The following is a 15,745-nucleotide window of genomic DNA, read 5'->3' on the forward strand; positions in this document are numbered from 1 at the left end:
CTCAAGCGGATTCGCGGATCACCAGCTCGGTGGGCAGTATCACCGGCTCCACCTGCTTGGCGCCGTCGATGAGCGCCAGCAGCAGGTCCATCGTCCGGTTGGCCATCTCCGCCAGCGGCTGCCTGACCGTGGTCAGCGGCGGGAGGGTGGAGGTGGCCACCGAGGAGTCGTCGAACCCGCCCACCGCCACGTCGTCCGGCACCGAACGGCCGGCGGCGCGCAGCGTGGTCAGCGCGCCGGCGGCCATCAGGTCGGAGGCGACGAACACGGCGTCGAGGTCCGGTGAGCGCTCCAGCAGCTCGGTCATGGCGCGCTCGCCGCTGGCCTGCGTCCAGTCGCCGTGCGCGACGAGCTTGCTGGACGCCTTACGGCCCAGGACGTCGGCGAAGCCCTCGAGCCGCTGGATGCCGCCCGGCGTGTCCATCGGCCCGGTGATCATGGCGATCCGCCTGCGGCCCTGGCCCACCAGATATTCGGCCATCTGCCGGGCGCCCAGCCGATCGTCGGCGGTCGCGTACGGAATGACGCTCTCGCGGCCGATGACGGCGCCGCAGGAGACCGCGGGGGTGACCGAGCCGAGCGCGCTGACCAGCGGGTCGCCCGCGTGGGTGGAGACGAGCAGGACCCCGTCGGCGTGGCCGCCGCGCACATAGCGCACCACGCGCTCGCGGTCGCCCTCGTCGCCCGACAGCATCATCACCAGGGACAGGTCGCGCTCGGCGAGCCGGCGGATGGCGACCCTGATGAGAGTGCTGTAGTTGGGGTCCTCGAAGAGCTTCTCGTGCGGCTCCGACAGCACCATGACGATCGTGCCGGTCCGCTGGGTGACCAGGCTGCGGGCGGCGCGGTTGACGACGTAGCCCGTCTCGGAGATCGCCTGTTCGATGGCGGAGCGGGCCGCGGGACTGACGTAGCGGTCGCCGTTGAGCAGCCGGGACACCGTGCCGCGGGAGACCCCCGCGGCGGCGGCGACGTCATGGATCGTGGGGCGTTTCATTTCACGGCTCCGGAGGACAGGTCGGTCTTCCAGTATCGCTGCATGGTGAGGAACAACGCGATCAACGGGATGATCGACAACAGTGTCCCGGTGAGGATCAGGTTGTACAACGACGGCTGGTTGGCCCCGGCGGCGAGCAGCGTGTAGAGCCCGACCGTGAGCGGGAACTTGCCGTCGTCGCCCAGCATGATGAACGGCAGCAGGAAGTTGTTCCAGATGGCCACGAACTGGAACAGGAAGATCGTCACCAGACCCGGCACCATCAGCGGCAGCGCCACCCGCCCCAGCAGCCGCCCCTCGCTCGCCCCGTCGATCCGGCCCGCCTCCAGCAGCGAGTCGGGGATCGCGGCGGTGGCGTAGATGCGGGCCAGGTAGATGCTGTACGGATGCAGGATCTGCGGCAGCAGGACCGCCCAGTAGGTGTCGGCCAGGCCGATCTTCGAGAACAGCAGATACTGCGGGATGGCCAGCACCACGGCGGGCACCAGGATGCCGCCGATGAGCAGGTTGAAGATCAGCTTACGGCCGGGGAAACGATACTTGGCCAGCGCGTACCCCGAGATCGCCGAGACCGCGGTGGACAGCAGCGCGCCGCCGCCCGCGTACAGCAGCGTGTTGCCCATCCACAGCCAGAACACGCCGTCGCGGTAGGCGAACAGATCCGTCACGTTGCTCAGGAAGCCGGTGCCGAACGCCAGCGTGGGCGTGGTGAACAGCTCGCCCGGCGACTTGCTGGAGGCGATCAGCAGCCAGCTCACCGGGAACAGGCAGTAGAGCGCCCCCAGCAGGAGCAGCGCGGTGGGCGCGAGCCCGATCCCGCTGCGCGTGGAACGCCGCTGTGGTGCGATGGCGGCCATCAGCCCTCCCCGAAGGCGCGATCGCGGACCACGCGCAGGAATCCGAACGACAGGACGAGCGAGATCGCCGCGATGACGATCGAGGTGGCCGCGGCCGAGTACAGGTCACCGGTGACGAAGGCGTCGCGGTAGACCTTCATCAGCGGGCTCCACGTCGAGCTGATCGTGTTGGTGAACGGCCGCAGCGTGGTCGGCTCGGTGAACACCTGGATCGTCGCGATGATCGAGAAGACGGTGGTCAGGATGATCGCCGGAGCCAGGATCGGGATCTTGACGCGCAGCGCGATCTGCAGCTCCGAGGCCCCGTCGAGCCGCGCGGCCTCGTAGTAGTCGCGCGGGATCGCCCGCAGGGTGGTGTAGAGCACCAGCATGTTGAACCCGGTCCCGCCCCACACCGCCACGTTCGCCATCGAGTACGTGATCGTGCTCGCGCCGAGCAGGTCCACGTCCAGGATCGCCCGGATCGGGCTGAGCGAGGGAAGATACAGGAACCCCCACATCAGCGACGCGGCCACACCCGGCACCGCGTACGGCAGGAAGATCGAGATCCGGCTGAAGCGGGACAGCCGCACCCGCGCCGAGTCCAGCAGCAGCGCGAACAGCAGCGCCAGGCCGAGCATCACGACCAGCACCAGCGCGCCGTACCCGAGCACCCGCAGCCACCCGGCCCACAACTCGCCGTCGGCCAGCGCGGCGGCGAAGTTGTCGAACCCGACGAACACCTCGCGCCGCGCCCCGGCGCCCAGGCCGAGCCCGGACACCTGGGTGCGGCGCATCGCCAGATAGACGGTGTAGCCGATCGGCAGCGCCAGGAACAGCACGAACAGCACGATGGCGGGGGTGAGGATGACGTACGGGGCCAGGGACGTACGCCTCTTGGAGGGTCGCGTCATGACGCGAGCGTGAACCCGGACTTGCGCATGTCGGCGACGGTGGCCTCGTGCATGGCCTGGACCGCGTCGGAGAACGACGTCCCGTCCTGCAGCGCCTTGTCGAAGCCGTCCTTGAAGGCGTTGTACGTGACGCCCACGTTCGGGCCGAAGGTGAAGCCGCGCGCCCCCGCCGAGACCGTCGCCGCCTGCTGCCAGAAGTCGGGCTGGTTGGCGAAGTAGTCAGGGGCCGCGCCGAGCGCCGCCTGGGCCTTGGCGGCGGCCGGGTAGATGGCCGCCTCCTTCACCAGCAGGTCGAGCGCCTTGGGGTCGGTGTTGATCCAGGTGGCGAACTGGGCGGCGGCGGCCTTGTTCGGCGTCTTGGCGGAGACCGCCACCGAGGAGCCGCCCCAGAAGCCGCTGAAGTTCTCGCCGGCGTTCCACTGCGGGAGCGGGGCGACGGCCCACTTGCCCTTGGCCTTGGGCGCGTTGCTCGACAGCACGCCCGGCGCCCACACGGCGGACGGCCAGGTCAGCAGCTTGCCGTCGTTGAGCGCCTTGTTCCACTCGGGGGTGAAGAACGGCGTGTCGTCGATGGCGCCCTCCTTCACCAGGCCGCCCCAGAAGTCGGCGACCTTCTTGGTGGGCTCGTCGGCGACGTTCACCTTCCAGGACTCGCCGCTGATCGACCACCACTGCGCGCCGGCCTGCTGGGCCAGCCCGGTGAAGGCGCCGGGGTCCTTGCTGGAGAAGGTGCCCAGGTAGGCCTTGGGGTCCTTCTTGCGCAGGGTGCGGGCCGCTTCGCCGTACTCCTGCCAGGTCTTGGGCACTTGCAGGCCGTGCTTGTCGAACAGGTCCTGGCGGTAGAAGAGCATCATCGGGCCGCTGTCCTGCGGCACCGCGTAGACCGCCTCGGTGCCGAGCGTGACCAGGCCCCAGATGCCCTCGCCGAACTCGCCCTTGATCGCCGCGGTCTCGGCCTTGAGGTCGGCCACCGCGTCGGCGGCGATGAACGACGGCAGGTGCTGGTATTCGGCCTGGACCAGGTCGGGCGGGTTGCCGGCCTTGGCCGCGGTGAGGAACTTGGCCGCCGCGTCGTCGCCGCCCGCCTGCTTGCTGACGGTGATCTGAATGTCGGGGTGGTCCTTGTTCCAGACTGCGACGATCTTGTCCATGTTGGGGGCCCAGGTCCAATAGGTGAGCTTGACCGGGCCCTGGGGGGCCGCCGGGCTCGTCGCCGCCGCCTCGGATCCGCCGGTGGGCTCGCTCGAGCCGCACCCGCCGATCGTCAGGGTGGCCGTGAGCGCGGCGGCCAGGACCGCTCCGAGGCGTGTGGCACGCATGCTTACCTCCAGAAGACTCTGTGAACGTGCACAGAGTGGAGCAGCGCCGTATCTCCGGTCAAGGGGTCGTTACGTTCTCGTTAACCCAGGAAAAACGGCCCAGGCGTTCGCCGTGGAAGTGTGGGACGCTACTGTGCACGTTCACAGAGTTTTTAGGGGGATGGATGTATCCGGAGCGTCCGGCCGGTATCGCCTTCGGCGGGGACTACAGCCCTGAGCAGTGGCCACGCGAGGTGCAGGAGGAGGACATGGCCCTGATGCGCGAGGCCGGGGTCAACCTCGTCAGCCTCGGCATGTTCACCTGGGCGCTGATGGAGCCGGAGCGAGGCCGCTACGAGTTCGGCTGGCTGGACGAGGTCATCGACCGGCTGCACGCGGCGGGCGTCTCGGTGGACCTGGCCACGCCCACTGCCGCGCCGCCCGCCTGGTTCGTCGCCGAGCACCCCGACGCGCTCCCGGTGACCAGGGACGGCATCCGCATCGGCTTCGGCGGCCGGCAGAGCGCCTGCTCCAGCTCACCGGCCTTCCGCGCCGCCACCGCCGCCCTGGTGCGCGCGCTCGCCGAGCACTACCGCGGCCATCCCGCCGTGGTCATGTGGCACGTGCACAACGAGTACGGGGCGCCGCTCGGCGAGTGCTACTGCGAGCACAGCGTCCGGGCCTGGCAGGACTGGCTGCGCCACACCTACCTGGACCTGGCCGCGCTCAACGAGGCCTGGGGCACCGCGTTCTGGGGGCAGCGCTACACCGCCTGGTCGCAGATCGACGCCCCCCGGTTCAACCACACCGCGGTCAACCCCGCCCAGCGGCTCGACTACGCCCGCTTCAGCGACGGCCAGCACCGCGAGCACTACATCCTGCAGCGCGACATCATCAAGGAGAGCCATCCTGACCTGCCCGTGACGACCAACTTCGCCGGGACGGTCAACTGCAAGTCCACCGACCTGTGGCAGTGGGCCCGCGAGCTCGACGTCGTCGCCAACGACCACTACCTGCGGGCCGAGCAGCCGGACAACCACATCGACCTGGCCATGTCCGCCGACCTGGCCCGGTCGGTGGCGGGCGGCAAGCCGTGGATGCTCATGGAGCACTCGGCCGGCGCGGTCAACTGGCAGCCGCGCAACCTCGCCAAGCGGCCCGGCGAGATGCGCCGCAACAGCCTCGCGCACGTCGCGCGCGGCTCGGACAGCGTGCTGTTCTTCCAGTTCAGAGCCTCGCGGCACGGCGCGGAGAAGTTCCACTCCGGGATGGTGCCGCACGCCGGCACCGGCTCGCGGCAGTGGCGCGAGGTGCTGGAGCTGGGCGCCGACCTGCGCCGGCTGGACGGGGTCCGGGGCAGCGGGGTGACGGCGGACGTGGCGATCGTGTGGGACTGGGAGTCCTACTGGGCGCTGGAGCTGGACTGGCGGCCGTCGGTGGACCTGACGTTCCGGGAGCGGGTGGACGCCTTCTACGAGGCGCTGTGGCGGGAGCACGTCACCGTGGATTTCGTACACCCTTCTGCCGATATTTCGGGATACAGGGTGGTTGTTGCGCCGAGTGCGTACCTGCTGACCGACGCCTCCGCCAAGAACCTGCACCGGTACGTCGAGGCGGGCGGCCACCTGCTGGTGTCGTACTTCTCCGGCATCGTGGACGAGCACGACGCGATCCACCCCGGCGCCTACCCCGGCGCGCTGCGCGAGCTGCTCGGCCTGTCCATCGAGGAGTTCCACCCGCTGCGCGAGCACGAGACGGTGGCGACCACCGCAGCCGAGGGCCGGATCTGGTCCGAGCGGATCGAGCTGGCGGGCGCGCGGGCCGTCCAGCGCTTCACCGCCGGCCCCGACGCCGGGCACCCCGCCGTCACCCGCCACGACCTGGGCGCCGGCGCCGCCTGGTATCTCGCCACCGCCCCCGTCACCGGCCTGCGCGAGCTGCTGTGCGAGGTGCTCGACCGCGCGGGCGTGCCCCGGCCGCGCGACCTGCCCGACACCCTGGAGCTGGTACGGCGCGGCCGGCACGTCTTCCTGATCAACCACGGCGACGAGCCGGTGACGGTCGAGGGCGTGACCGGCACCGGAGCGCTCGACGGCGCGCGCCACGAAGGCTCGGTCACCGTCGCGGCCGGCGGCGTCTCGGTCATCCTGGAAGATCACCCGTAACCGTCATTCCTTCGCCGGGCCGTACAGCTCCTCCAGGCATTCGCGGGCGAGCTGGAGCTCCTCGTGCAGCTCGACGACCAGCACCGGGACGGCGGCGCCGGGCGCGCTGATCGGGCCGTCGTCGTCGCGGCCGCCCCGGGCGGGCGGCTCGACGCCGAGCAGCCGCAGGCGGCGGCAGATCGCCTCGCGCACCTCCGGCTGGTCCCAGCCGATCTCGCCGGTGAAGACCAGCGCGTCGATCCTGCCGAGCGAGGTGGCGGCGGCGGCGATCTCCCGGCTCACCCGGTGGCAGAACACGGCCAGCGCCAGCGCCGCCTGCTCGTCGCCGTCCCGCTCGGCGGCGACCAGGTCGCGGGTGTCGCCCGAGCGCCCGCCGGACAGGCCGAGCAGGCCCGAGCTCCGCTCCAGCCCCTCGCGCAGCTCCGCCGGCGTCAGCCGCTCATCCTCCAGCAGCCACAGCAGCAGGCCGGGATCGACGCTGCCCGACCGCTTGCTCATCGGCACGCCGTCCAGCGGGGTGAAGCCCATCGAGGTGTCCACGCTGCGCCCGCCGGACACCGCGCACACCGACGAGCCGCCGCCCAGGTGCGCGAGCACCAGATCCAGCTCGGCGGTGGGCCGGCCGAGCAGCTCCGCGGTCCGCTCCAGCGCCCAGGCGTAGGACAGGCCGTGGAAGCCGTAGCGGCGCAGGCCCCACTTCTCGCGCCACCGGCCGGGCAGCGCGTAGACGGCGGCGGCGTCCGGCAGGCCGGCGTGAAAGGCGGTGTCGGGGCAGAGCACGTGCGGAATCGCGGGCAGCAGCTCGCGGGCCGCCTCCAGCAGGGCCAGCGCGGGCGGCAGATGCAGCGGTGCGAGGTCGGTGACGCCGCGCAGCGCCCGTACGACGGCGTCGTCGGCGACCGTCGGGGCGCGGACGAGGTCGCCGCCGTGCACCAGCCGGTGCGCGACGGCCGCCACGTCGCGGTTCAGATGACGGCCGAGGAACTCCGACAGCTCGGCCCGGGCCGCGTCCGGGTCCATGGCGCGCTCGGCGTGCGCGCTGTCCACCACGCTGCCGCCGTCCACCAGGTCGAGGCGCAGGCTGGAGGAGCCGGCGTTGACCGTGAGCACCGCCGCCGACTCGCCTGCCGCCCACTCCTGACCCATGTCACTCCTCGTGCCGCTTCTCGCCGCCCGTCCACCGCGTTCCGGGATCGTCAGTGACGCGATCCCCGTCCGATCCGGGCAGCGGGTGCCCGGTACGGGGTTGACGTCTCATCGCCACCTGCCCGCCAGACGGGGTCTTATGGCCGGCCCCCCACCCGTTTCCGGTGACCGTACGCCGGGCGCGTGGTCGTGATCTCGGTGTTCCCGCTCAGACAGGAACACTTGGACGTGGGATGTCCTCGCGTAGTGAACTGGCAATCGCCTGATCGCCGGATGAACGGCGGTCAGCTGGATTCCATCCCAGGATTCCGTGGCCATTCCGCACGAGAACGTACCGAGAGAGCGAGCCCGCCATGACGACGTTCCGGCCCAACCCTCCGGCCCAGCCGAACAGAACCCGATCGCTCCTGCTCCGCGGCTGCCTGGCGCTGGCCATGGCCGCCATCCCCCTGGCGGTCACCGCGGAACCCGCACGAGCGACGTCGGTCGAGTGCCACAGGAACAGTCAGTTCTGCCTGTACGAGGACGCCGGCGGCCAGGGCGACGAGTACGGCAGAAAGAGCAATCGCGGAAACTACGAGCTCGGCGGCTGGGACGGCGACAACGAGATCTCCTCCATCGTCAACGGCTCCGGCTGGTGCGCCACCATCTATTCCGACGACGGACAGAAGGGCAGAACGTTGACCGTGAAGCCCGGCCGGGAACTCAACCAGTTGAAGGACTGGGATTTCAACGACGACGCGGAGAGCTACCGGCTGCACAGTTGCGTGTGAAGGGACTGCTGATGCCTCCGCGATGAAGTCCCGCGACGATCGCGACACGGTCGGCCCGCACAGCCCCTCTCCTCTCACCGGTTGACGTCTTTACAGCGGCGTCAGGAGGGCCATGATGGGGACGCGGACGGTGCCGGAAGGGGCGCGATGATTGAGTTGGGCTATGCCAGGACCCCCTACGGGCAGATCCACTACGCCGAGTGCGGCAGCGGGGATCCGGTGCTGCTGCTGCACCAGACGCCCCGGTCGTGGGACGAGTATCGCGAGGTGCTGCCGCTGCTGGGCGGCTCCCACCGGGTGGTCGCGATGGACACGTTAGGGTTCGGCGCCTCGGCGCAGCCCGCCGCGCACACCATCGAGGACTACGCGCAGGGCGTGCTCGCCCTGATGGACGCGCTCGGCCTGGACTCCGCCGCGGTCGCGGGCCACCACACGGGCGGCGTGATCGCGATCGAGGCGGCGGCCCGCGCCCCGGAGCGGGTCACCCGGCTGGTGCTGTCGTCCACGCCGATGGTCGACGCCGAGTCCAGGGAGCGGCGGCGGCGCGGCGGGCGGCCGGTCGACAACGCCACCGAGCGGGAGGACGGCACGCACCTGACCGAGCTGTGGGCGAGCCGGGCCGTCTACTACCCGCCCGGCCGCCCCGACCTGCTGGGCCGCTATGTGCGGGACGCGCTCACCATCTGGCCGGGCGTCGGGCTCGGCCATCAGGCGGTCGGCGCCTACCGGATGGAGGAGCGCCTCGGCCTGATCCGCTGCCCGGTGCTCTGCGTCGGCGCCACGGGCGACCCGTTCGGCTTCCCCGAGCTGCACCGGCTGGCCAAACCGCTGAACGCGGCCACGGCCGTCATCGAGGGCGGCATGATCCCGCTGGAGCTGCGGGCCGACGAGTTCGCCCGGGTGGTGGCGGAGTTCCTGGAGTAGGCAGGTTTTGATCTCCGTCGCCAAGGAAGTGGTACTGCCTGATGTGACGATGGTGGGAGGCGTTGGGCGTGACGGAAGTGCCGCAGCCGGGCCGGGAGACGGACAAGGAACGCGCCGATCGTAACTTCACCGAGCTGCTGCAGGGCGCCAGGGTGGCGGTGACCGGGGTCCAGGTGCTGTTCGCCTTCCTGCTGACCGTGCCGTTCACCCAGCGGTTCGTGAACCTGCGCGAGTTCGATCGATGGCTGTTCTACGTGGCGCTGGTGAGCGCCGCGATCGCGTCCATCTGCTACATCGCCCCGGCGAACCAGCATCGGATGCTGTTCCGGCAAGGGCTGAAGGAGAAGCTGGTCCGCCGTTCCAACTATTACGGCATCATCGGCGCGCTGGCGCTGGCCCTGTCGATGACCGCGGCCACCATGCTCGTGGTCGACTTCCTGTTCCAGTCCGCGCTGGCGTGGGCCACCGCCGGGGGCCTGGCCCTGCTGGTGGCGTGGGTCTGGTTCGGCCAGCCGGCGTTCAACCGCTTCGGCCGTTCCGACGAAGCACCCACGGCCGAGCAGGAGGAGGGCAGGCGAGGGGGCGCCGACCCGGCGGCCTGAGCGTGTCACTCCGGCTCGTCGCGCCGGTAGTCGGCGCGGGCCACCACGTAGGCGGCCACCGAGACGGTGATGATCTGGGCGACGCCCGCGATGAGCAGGGGCCCGGCGGTGGCCCAGGTGGGGCGGTGCAGCCACATCGCCAGCAGGACCAGCAGCACGCTGAGCACCTGCGGCTTGGTCGCCACGTGCATCCGGTCCAGCAGGGTGCGGAAGCGGATCAGCCCCACTCCGGCGGACAGGGCGAGCCCGGCGCCCGCGAGCAGGCAGCCGGCGGCGGCCACGTCCAACACGTCCAGCACGTTCACCGGGCGCCGCCGGAGAAGTAGCGGGCGACCGCCACCGACCCGGCGAACCCGAGCAGCGACAGCACCAGCAGGATCGGCAGGTCCGAGTAGTCGTCGCTGACCACCGCGAACGCGCCCACGGCGCACATGGACAGCGACGTCAGCACGTCCAGCGCGACCGCCCGGTCCAGCATCGTGGGGCCGCGCCCCGCCCGGTAGAGGGTGGCGAGCGCGCCGCAGGCCAGCAGCCCGAGCGTCACCAGGTAGACCGCCGTCATCGCAGCTCCTCCCGATCGGCGCGGGTGCCGAAGGCCGACACGATGCGCGACTCCAGCCCGCTCACGTCCCGCTGGGCGAGCGAGGTCAGGTCCCCGGTGCGGCCGAGGACGTGCAGCACCAGCTCCCGGCGGTCCGGGTGCGCCTCCAGGACGAGGCTGCCGGGCACGGTGGAGACCGCCACCATGATCATCATGATCATGGACTCCGACGACGTACGCAGCCGTACCCGGACGATCCCCGAGGGAGGCGAGCCGGTGCGCAGCACCCAGAGCACCACCCGCGCGGTGGAGTTCACCAGGTCGGCGGTGAACCACAGCAGGAAGGACACCGCCTTGAGCGGCCGGATCCTGATGCCGGGATCGAGCGCGGGCAGCGGCAGCAGCCACGTGGTGATCGCCCCGGTCAGCAGCCCGCCCAGCACGGTGCCCACCGACACCTCGCCCCACAGCATCACCCAGATCAGCGCCAGCCAGACGACCAGCGCCGGCGGCACCGGCCGGCCGAACGGCCTCGGCACGAACCCCTTCACCCGCCACCCCCCAGCACGGCCGAGATGTACGGCCGGCGGGCCATGAGCTCCGTCGCGGCCCGCTCCGCCAGCGCGGACAGCGGCCCGGCCAGCACCGTGTACGTCAGGCCGAGCGCGACCAGCGCCGCCGTGGCGCCGAGCAGGGGAGCGGGCATCGCCAGCGTGGTGACGGTCGGGTCGGCGCCGGTGGCCTCGTCGCTCTCCACCACGGTGCCCACCGGACTCACCTGGGGCGCCCGCCAGAAGGCCTTGTTCCAGACCTTCGCGACGGCGTACAGGGTGAGCAGGCTGGTGAGCAGGCCGGCCGCGACCAGGGTGAGCGCGAGCGGGCTGCCCGCGGCGAGGCCGGCCTGGACGAGCATCAGCTTGCCCAGAAAGCCCGACAGGGGCGGGATACCGGACAGGTTCATGGCCGGCACGAAGAACAGCACCGCGATCAGCGGCGTGGCCTGCATCAGCCCGCCGAGCAGGTTCACCGACGTGGTGCCGGTGCGCCGCTCGATCAGGCCGGTCACCAGGAACAGGCCCGTCTGCACGGTGATGTGGTGCACCACGTAGAAGATCGCGCCGGCCAGGCCCTGCGTGGTGGACAGCGCGACCCCGAAGACCATGAAGCCGATGTGGCTGACCAGGGTGAAGGAGAGCATCCGCTTGATGTCGGTCTGCGCGACCGCGCCGAGCGCCCCGACCAGCATCGTGGCCAGCGCCGCCCACATGAGCAGCGTCGCGACCGGCCCGCCGGGGAACAGCAGCGCCTCCAGCCGGATGATGGAGTAGACGCCGACCTTGGTCAGCAGGCCGGCGAAGACCGCGGTGGCCGGGGCGGGCGCCGTCGGGTAGGAGTCCGGCAGCCACGCCGACAGCGGGAAGATCGCCGCCTTGATCGCGAAGGTCAGCAGCAGCGTCAGCTCGATCAGGAGCCTGACGTGCGTGTCCAGCAGGGCGAACCGTTCGGCGAGCTGCGCGATCGACAGGGTGCCCGTGGCGGAGTAGACGATGGCCAGGGTGAACAGGAACAGCATCGACGAGGCCAGCGCCATCACCGTGTAGGTGGCTCCCGCCCGGATCCTGGACAGGGTGCCGCCGAAGGTGAGCAGCACGTACGAACCGCTCAGCAGCATCTCGAACGCCACGAACAGGTTGAACAGGTCCCCCGACAGGAAAGCGTCCGCCACCCCGGCGATCATGATCAGGAACGCCGGGTGGAAGATCGCCATCGGCGCGTCATGCTCCTGGTCGGCGTAGGCGTTGACCACCGAGTACGCCATGACGCAGAGCGTCACGGACGAGGACACGACGAGCATCAGCGCCGACAGCCGGTCGACCACCAGGCTGATGCCGACCGGGGCCGCCCAGCCGCCCAGGTAGGTGACCAACGGCCCGTGCGCGTCGACCTCGACCAGCAGCGCGAACGACACCACGACGGTGACGACCAGCGTCGCGAAGCTGATGAGCGCCTGCAGGCGGCGCAGCCGGCCGCCGATCGCCAGCTTCACCCCCGCCGCCAGCAGCGGCAGCAGCACCGGTACGGATATCAGGCTCTCCACTAGTCGTCGCCCTCCACCTCGGCGTCGAGGGCCAGCGCCTGACGCTCCCGCTCGGCCCGGATGGCGTGCCGCATCTGCTTACGCGCCTCCCGCTGGCGGATGCGCAGTCTGCGCCGCTGCGCCTTCTCCTGCGCGTCCTGAACGCCCTGGGCGCGCTCGGCGTGCTCGGCGCTCTCGGTGGTCAGCCCGGCCAGCTCGGCCCGCTGCTCGGCCACCAGCCGCCGGTACTCCTCCCGCCTGGCCCGCACCGCGTCGATCAGCTCGCCGCGCCGGGCGCGCAGCCGCACCCGGCGGTCCTCGGTGTCGTCCTGGACCTCGTCGCTGCCGGTGAGCTGCCACAGCCGGTGCACCATGGCCAGCACGAACGCCGAGACGCCCAGCGTGATGACGATCGCGGTGAGCACCATGGCCTGCGGCAGCGGATCGGCCATCGTCTCAGGGGCGAACCGGCCGAGCAGCGGCGGGCGGCCCGCGGCGCCGCCCGCCGTCACGATCAGCAGGTTGATCCCGTTGCCCAGCACGATGACGCCCGCCAGGACGCGGACCAGGCTCCGCTCCAGCAGCAGCGTCACCCCGGTGGCGATCAGCGTCCCGGCGGCGGCCAGCGGCGCCAGCGCGATCGTCACCACTCCTCCACCTGCCGGTCCAGCTCCGCACCCAGAGCGCGCAGCACGTCCTGCACCATCCCCACCACCGACACGTACACCCCGAGGTCGAACAGCAGACTCATGCTCAGGTGCAGGGTCCCGACCAGCGGGAGCGTCAGGTCGGCGGCCGGCATGCGCAGCGCCTGGCCGCCGAACAGCAGCCCGAACAGGCCCGTGCCCGTGGTCAGCGTCAGCCCGGCGCCGAGCAGCACCCCCGCGTGCACCGGCACCGCCCTGGCCAGCTCGTAGCGGCCACCCGCCAGATACCGGACGGTGATGGCCAGGCCCGCCACGATGCCGCCCGCGAACCCGCCGCCCACGCCGCTGTGCCCGACGAACAGCAGGAACACCGACAGCACCAGCACCGTGTGGAAGGTGAGCCGGGCGGCGACCTCGAAGGCCAGCGTCCGCTCCTCCCGAGGCCGCACCGAGGCCAGCCACGGCGTGCGCGCCGGCTCCTCCTCCTCGTCGTCCCGCTCGATCGCGTACGTCCTGCGCCGCAGGAAGACCAGGCTGGTGACGCCCAGCGTGAGCACCACGAGCACCGTGCCCTCGCCCAAGGTGTCCCAGGCCCGGATGTCCAGCAGCAGCGCGCTGACGATGTTCCCGCTGCCCGCCGCGCCGGCCATGAGCGCGCCGACGGGCGCCGCCACCCGCGCGTTCATCGCCAGCATGCCCGCCCCCACCGACACCACCGCGACCACCACCCCGGCCGCCAGCCGGAACGAGAACGGCAGCCTGCCCGACACCGGCCGCATCGGCAGCCGGCGCAGCACCAGCACGAACACCACCAGGCTCAGCGTCTCGGCGAGGAACTGGGTCAGCGCCAGGTCGGGGGAGCCGTGGGTGAGGTACAGCAGCGCGGTGCCGTACCCGGTGAGGCCGACGAAGACGGCCAGCACCACGTACGCCCGCGCCCGCAGCACCAGCACCGCCCCGACCGCCATCAGCACCACGAGCACCGGCTGCTCCGGCCGCTCCCAGGCGACGACGGGCGCCGTCAGGGCCGCCAGCGGGTCGTACAGGACGGAGAAGACGCCGACGGCGGCCATGGAGGCGAGCGTGATCAGCACGTAGTCCGGCACCGAGCCGCGCTGGGTGATGCCGGTGACCTGCAACGACAGCAGGTCCAGCCGGCGCAGGCCGGTCCAGAAGAGCACCCCGGTGTCGGTCACGTACAGCGCCGAGCCGAGCTTGGCCACCGGCTCCCGGGCCAGGAACAGCAGCACGCCCGCCACGAAGATCAGCAGCGACAGCAGCAACGGCACCGGCGCGCCGCTCCACAGCGCCAGATGGGTGGCGTGCCCCGGATCGCGGAAGCCGCCGGTGTACCCCGCCATGGCCGCGCCGTACCGGCCCGCCAGCGGCGCCAGCACCAGCCCGAGCACCGACAACAGCGCCGGAGGGACGAACAGGGCCGCCTCGACGCGGTGCGCCGGCGTGGGGTCCAGGCCCGGCTTGGCGGCGAACGCCCCCCACAGGAAACGCAGTGTGTACGCGACCGTCAACGCCGATCCCAGCACCACCGCCGCCAGCGCGAACAGGCCGGCCGGATCCCCGGTCAGCAGCGACTCCAGGGCGGCCTCCTTGGCGACGAACCCCATCAGCGGCGGCACGCCCGCCATCGAGGCCCCGGCCAGCACCGCCACCGCGCACACCCACGGCATCGCCCGGCCCACGGCGCTGAGCGAGCGCAGATCCCGCCCGCCCGCCGCGTGGTCCACGATGCCGACCACCAGGAACAGCGCCGCCTTGAACAGCGCGTGCGCCGGCAGCATGGCCACCCCGGCCAGGGCCGCGGCTTCGGTGCCCGCCCCGAACAGGATGGTCAGGAAGCCGAGCTGGCTGACCGTGCCGTAGGCCAGCAGCCGCTTGAGGTCCGTCTCGCGCAGCGCCCGCCAGCCGCCCAGCGCCATCGTCACCGCGCCGAGCAGGACGGCCGGCGCCCGCCACGCCGTCAGATCGCCGAACGCGGGCCCGAGCCTGGCCAGCAGGTACACCCCCGCCTTCACCATCGCCGCCGCGTGCAGGTAGGCCGAGACGGGCGTCGGCGCCGCCATCGCGGCCGGCAGCCACGAGCTGAACGGGAAGATCGCCGACTTGGCCAGCGCCCCGGTCAGCACCAGCGCCAGCGGCACGACGAGCCCGCCCGCGGGCGGCCGGGCGACGATCTCGGAGATCCGGTACGTCCCCGCCGCCTCGCCGAGGGCGACGAACCCGGCCAGCATGGCCAGCCCGCCGAGCGTGGTGACGATCAGCGCCTGCAGGCCGCCCCGCCTGCTCGCCCGGCTCTGCGGGTCATAGCCGATCAGCAGGTAGGAGGCGACCGTGGTCAGCTCCCAGAACACGTACAGCAGGAGCAGGTCGTCGGCCGTCACCAGGCCGAGCATCGCGCCCGCGAACGCCAGCATGACGCCGCCGAAACGGCCCAGCCCGAGGTCGTCCCGGTCCAGATAGCGCGAGCTGTAGACCAGGACGAGCGCGCCGACCCCGGTGACCAGCGCCATCATCACCACCGCGAGCTCGTCCGCGCGGAAGGACAGCGACATGCCGAGCGCGGGCGCCCAGGCGTGCGCCGACTGCCGGGGCAGGCCCGCCACCACCGCCCACACCGTGTAGGCGAACCCGGCGGCGGGCACCAGCGCGAGCATGAGCAAGGCGTCGCGGCCCAGGCGCCTGGTGAGCCAGGGCGCGCAGATGGCGGCCGCCGCGTGCAGGATGAGCAGCGACTCCATGGTCTCCCCGGGGCGGACTGGCGCGTGCTCCCAACCTGCCAGCCGGCACCCGCGCCGCTACGCAGGCGC

15 protein-coding genes are annotated in these 15,745 nt (G+C 71.6%); 4 read left to right on the forward strand and 11 right to left on the reverse strand.

Annotated features, from left to right (window positions below; genetic code table 11):
* Position 1: 1 nt before the first annotated feature.
* Genes OHA68_RS33110 through OHA68_RS33125 form a run of 4 tightly spaced genes read right to left on the reverse strand, consistent with a single transcriptional unit; the run spans position 2 to position 4,066 of the window.
* Positions 2–997: a LacI family DNA-binding transcriptional regulator gene (locus tag OHA68_RS33110; RefSeq protein ID WP_327103746.1), complete on the reverse strand. Its 996-nt coding sequence runs from the start codon at positions 995–997 to the stop codon at positions 2–4.
* A complete protein-coding gene (locus OHA68_RS33115; RefSeq protein ID WP_327103747.1) occupies positions 994–1,854 on the reverse strand; it encodes a carbohydrate ABC transporter permease in 861 nt (286 codons plus the stop codon). The genes OHA68_RS33110 and OHA68_RS33115 overlap by 4 nt, the downstream gene beginning before the upstream one ends.
* Entirely contained in the window at positions 1,854–2,747 is an 894-nt protein-coding gene (locus OHA68_RS33120; protein ID WP_327103748.1) for a carbohydrate ABC transporter permease, read from the reverse strand. The genes OHA68_RS33115 and OHA68_RS33120 overlap by 1 nt, the downstream gene beginning before the upstream one ends.
* On the reverse strand, positions 2,744–4,066 hold the full coding sequence (locus tag OHA68_RS33125; RefSeq protein ID WP_189139341.1) for an ABC transporter substrate-binding protein: 1,323 nt from the start codon (positions 4,064–4,066) through the stop codon (positions 2,744–2,746). The genes OHA68_RS33120 and OHA68_RS33125 overlap by 4 nt, the downstream gene beginning before the upstream one ends.
* Positions 4,067–4,230: 164 nt before the next feature.
* On the opposite strand from OHA68_RS33125, the gene OHA68_RS33130 reads away from it, so the two are divergent.
* A complete protein-coding gene (locus OHA68_RS33130) occupies positions 4,231–6,210 on the forward strand; it encodes a beta-galactosidase (protein WP_327103749.1) in 1,980 nt (659 codons plus the stop codon).
* A 3-nt stretch (positions 6,211–6,213) separates the two neighbouring features.
* Here the strand turns inward: OHA68_RS33130 and OHA68_RS33135 are convergent, their stop codons facing one another.
* Positions 6,214–7,356, reverse strand: coding sequence for an acetate/propionate family kinase (locus OHA68_RS33135; protein WP_327103750.1), 1,143 nt, complete (start codon positions 7,354–7,356; stop codon positions 6,214–6,216).
* A 353-nt stretch (positions 7,357–7,709) separates the two neighbouring features.
* On the opposite strand from OHA68_RS33135, the gene OHA68_RS33140 reads away from it, so the two are divergent.
* From OHA68_RS33140 to OHA68_RS33150, 3 genes are all read left to right on the forward strand, one after another.
* Positions 7,710–8,129 (forward strand): peptidase inhibitor family I36 protein, encoded by a 420-nt coding sequence (locus OHA68_RS33140; RefSeq protein WP_189139338.1) that lies wholly within the window; start codon positions 7,710–7,712, stop codon positions 8,127–8,129.
* Between the two features lie 147 nt (positions 8,130–8,276).
* The gene (locus tag OHA68_RS33145) at positions 8,277–9,053 is read left to right on the forward strand and encodes an alpha/beta fold hydrolase (protein WP_327103751.1); all 777 of its coding nucleotides are present in this window, start codon (positions 8,277–8,279) and stop codon (positions 9,051–9,053) included.
* Positions 9,054–9,121: 68 nt separating this feature from the next.
* Positions 9,122–9,655 carry a DUF6328 family protein gene (locus tag OHA68_RS33150; protein ID WP_327103752.1) on the forward strand — a complete coding sequence of 178 codons (534 nt, stop codon included), beginning with the start codon at positions 9,122–9,124 and terminating at the stop codon, positions 9,653–9,655.
* Positions 9,656–9,660: 5 nt separating this feature from the next.
* Here OHA68_RS33150 and OHA68_RS33155 read toward each other — a convergent pair whose 3' ends face one another.
* The 6 genes from OHA68_RS33155 to OHA68_RS33180 are packed head-to-tail and all read right to left on the reverse strand — an operon-like array spanning position 9,661 to position 15,676.
* Positions 9,661–9,945 carry a cation:proton antiporter gene (locus tag OHA68_RS33155; protein ID WP_327103753.1) on the reverse strand — a complete coding sequence of 95 codons (285 nt, stop codon included), beginning with the start codon at positions 9,943–9,945 and terminating at the stop codon, positions 9,661–9,663.
* 11 nt (positions 9,946–9,956) lie between these two features.
* Positions 9,957–10,217, reverse strand: a complete 261-nt coding sequence (locus tag OHA68_RS33160; protein ID WP_189139335.1) for a monovalent cation/H+ antiporter complex subunit F — start codon at positions 10,215–10,217, stop codon at positions 9,957–9,959.
* Positions 10,214–10,735 carry a Na+/H+ antiporter subunit E gene (locus tag OHA68_RS33165; protein ID WP_327103754.1) on the reverse strand — a complete coding sequence of 174 codons (522 nt, stop codon included), beginning with the start codon at positions 10,733–10,735 and terminating at the stop codon, positions 10,214–10,216. The genes OHA68_RS33160 and OHA68_RS33165 overlap by 4 nt, the downstream gene beginning before the upstream one ends.
* An 8-nt stretch (positions 10,736–10,743) precedes the next feature.
* The gene (locus tag OHA68_RS33170; RefSeq protein WP_327103755.1) at positions 10,744–12,294 is read right to left on the reverse strand and encodes a Na+/H+ antiporter subunit D; all 1,551 of its coding nucleotides are present in this window, start codon (positions 12,292–12,294) and stop codon (positions 10,744–10,746) included.
* Complete coding sequence (locus OHA68_RS33175) at positions 12,294–12,920, reverse strand: Na(+)/H(+) antiporter subunit C (RefSeq protein WP_327103756.1); 627 nt, start codon at positions 12,918–12,920, stop codon at positions 12,294–12,296. Before OHA68_RS33175 ends, OHA68_RS33170 begins: the two co-directional genes overlap by 1 nt.
* Complete coding sequence (locus tag OHA68_RS33180; RefSeq protein WP_327103757.1) at positions 12,917–15,676, reverse strand: Na+/H+ antiporter subunit A; 2,760 nt, start codon at positions 15,674–15,676, stop codon at positions 12,917–12,919. The genes OHA68_RS33175 and OHA68_RS33180 overlap by 4 nt, the downstream gene beginning before the upstream one ends.
* Positions 15,677–15,745: the final 69 nt, after the last annotated feature.

The sequence above is a fragment of the Nonomuraea glycinis genome (assembly GCF_035920485.1).
Lineage (GTDB): Bacteria > Actinomycetota > Actinomycetes > Streptosporangiales > Streptosporangiaceae > Nonomuraea > Nonomuraea glycinis.

Coding starts and splice junctions, on each gene's coding strand:
- OHA68_RS33160 (WP_189139335.1), bottom strand. CDS start 10,217: ATGACGGCGGTCTACCTGGTGACGCTCGGGCTGCTGGCCTGCGGCGCG.
- OHA68_RS33180 (WP_327103757.1), bottom strand. CDS start 15,676: ATGGAGTCGCTGCTCATCCTGCACGCGGCGGCCGCCATCTGCGCGCCC.
- OHA68_RS33115 (WP_327103747.1), bottom strand. CDS start 1,854: ATGGCCGCCATCGCACCACAGCGGCGTTCCACGCGCAGCGGGATCGGG.
- OHA68_RS33125 (WP_189139341.1), bottom strand. CDS start 4,066: ATGCGTGCCACACGCCTCGGAGCGGTCCTGGCCGCCGCGCTCACGGCC.
- OHA68_RS33140 (WP_189139338.1), top strand. CDS start 7,710: ATGACGACGTTCCGGCCCAACCCTCCGGCCCAGCCGAACAGAACCCGA.
- OHA68_RS33120 (WP_327103748.1), bottom strand. CDS start 2,747: ATGACGCGACCCTCCAAGAGGCGTACGTCCCTGGCCCCGTACGTCATC.
- OHA68_RS33130 (WP_327103749.1), top strand. CDS start 4,231: ATGTATCCGGAGCGTCCGGCCGGTATCGCCTTCGGCGGGGACTACAGC.
- OHA68_RS33145 (WP_327103751.1), top strand. CDS start 8,277: ATGATTGAGTTGGGCTATGCCAGGACCCCCTACGGGCAGATCCACTAC.
- OHA68_RS33110 (WP_327103746.1), bottom strand. CDS start 997: ATGAAACGCCCCACGATCCATGACGTCGCCGCCGCCGCGGGGGTCTCC.
- OHA68_RS33135 (WP_327103750.1), bottom strand. CDS start 7,356: ATGGGTCAGGAGTGGGCGGCAGGCGAGTCGGCGGCGGTGCTCACGGTC.